This is a genomic window from Arthrobacter sp. P1_D12 (assembly GCF_056406175.1).
Genome location: NZ_JBFUAR010000051.1, coordinates 1 through 1437, shown reverse-complemented (window position 1 = coordinate 1437; position 1437 = coordinate 1). Strand labels below are relative to the sequence as shown.

The 1437-nt window shown below is 66.9% G+C and carries 2 protein-coding genes; both read left to right on the top strand.

Going from position 1 to position 1437, the window contains the following annotated elements:
• Positions 1-145: 145 nt before the first annotated feature.
• Positions 146-574, top strand: a complete 429-nt coding sequence (locus AC1DZV_RS21760; protein WP_476954566.1) for a hypothetical protein — start codon at positions 146-148, stop codon at positions 572-574.
• Between the two features lie 77 nt (positions 575-651).
• Positions 652-999, top strand: coding sequence for a hypothetical protein (locus AC1DZV_RS21755; protein ID WP_476954565.1), 348 nt, complete (start codon positions 652-654; stop codon positions 997-999).
• The last annotated feature ends 438 nt before the right edge of the window (positions 1000-1437 follow it).

Below are 1437 nucleotides of genomic sequence, written 5' to 3'. Positions count from 1 at the left end.
TTGCCCTGCGGGTAGACAGGCCTCCGTCGGCCGCCGAGCAAGCAAGCTTGCCAGCAACCAAAAAACAACGGGGGAGAAGGGGACGCTGGCCGGTCACCTAAGCCGCCCCGCCCACCCAACTTCTCGGACAAGAAGGAACAACACCATGAACGCAGTAACCACCAAGACCGTGACCACCAAGGACACCGGAGAAACCATCGACGGGGTGACCGTGCTGGGCGATTACCACATGAACGGAGGCTACGACTGGATGGAACTCATCGAAGCCGAAGGCTGGGCCGTCATCCCCAGCTGGGGCTGTGACGGCTGGGACCTGGGCCAGTGGCCCTATGTCATGGTCGCGGCCACGCGGACCGCTGACAGCATCGGCAACCTGTTCGGAGTCGCCACGTACTGCGAGGGAGACGTCAGCTGCAGCTACTACCGGACCAAGGCCCGGCAGTGGGAAGCGATCACCGAACAGGCGTTCTTCTCGTGGAAGAACGGACAGGCCCACGGCCCGGACGACCTCCCCGAAGCCGCCGCCGAACTCCCGTCCCGCTACCGCCAGCCCTACACGGTCAACGCCACCTAACCAGCGCCGAATCCGCTGTACTGCCCGGCCCGGAAGGGCSGGGCAGTACAGCCCCACCAGCCTTGAGGAGCCAGACCATGAACAACGAAAACGCACCCGCCAGGGGCATCACCGCACTGATCTACCGCGACGCCCTGGGCATCGACTTCTCCAACCGGGGGATCTCTGCCACGGTCACGGAAGTGACCGTCGTCGGCCCAGGCATCGATCCCATCTTCGAGCCCACGAACGAACGGCCCGCCGTGCGCATCGTCAGGCGCGAGAACGCCAGCGGCACGATCTACCACGCCGAACCCCTGCCCACCGAGGAAGAACCCTCGCCCTGGTACATGTTCGGCGGCACGTTCATCTTCAGCAGCGATTCACGATTCCGCGAGTCCATCGACTTCTACGGGGCCGTCCCGCTTCACGACCGCCGCGAGTAAGGCACGTGGTGGCCGGTCCCCGTGTGGGCCGGCCACCGCTGGCGGTCCGCCGCCCGTGGCCAGGTTCCGCTGTGGTCGCCGGCGGCGGACCGCCATTCCCGGGAAGTACCACAGGTGGGACGGCCGGTGTCCGGGCCCGCCCGGGGCGCGGGGCCCGGCTGGGCGGATCCGGGAGAGCCCAAGGCAACAGGGCATGCTCGCAGGGCTCGCACCCATGAGGGCGTCCGCTGGCGCGGCCGGCTGTGGGGTCCAGTGCTGTCCGTCGCAGGGCTCCGGTCATCCCTGGCCCTTTCTTACGTCTGCGACGTTTTTTGGTTGCTGTCCTGCGGATTCTAGGCGTCCGCTCCACCCCGTCTAACCCCGGTTCCGCAAGCTCCACCGGGGCCTGCGGTGCAGGAATTTCCCTCCGGCGCTCCTGCGTCGCTGATTTCCTCCAGG

What these genes read in the sequence shown, in the direction of transcription:
- AC1DZV_RS21760 (WP_476954566.1), top strand. Translation starts at nt 146, where the DNA reads ATGAACGCAGTAACCACCAAGACCGTGACCACCAAGGACACCGGAGAA.
- AC1DZV_RS21755 (WP_476954565.1), top strand. Translation starts at nt 652, where the DNA reads ATGAACAACGAAAACGCACCCGCCAGGGGCATCACCGCACTGATCTAC.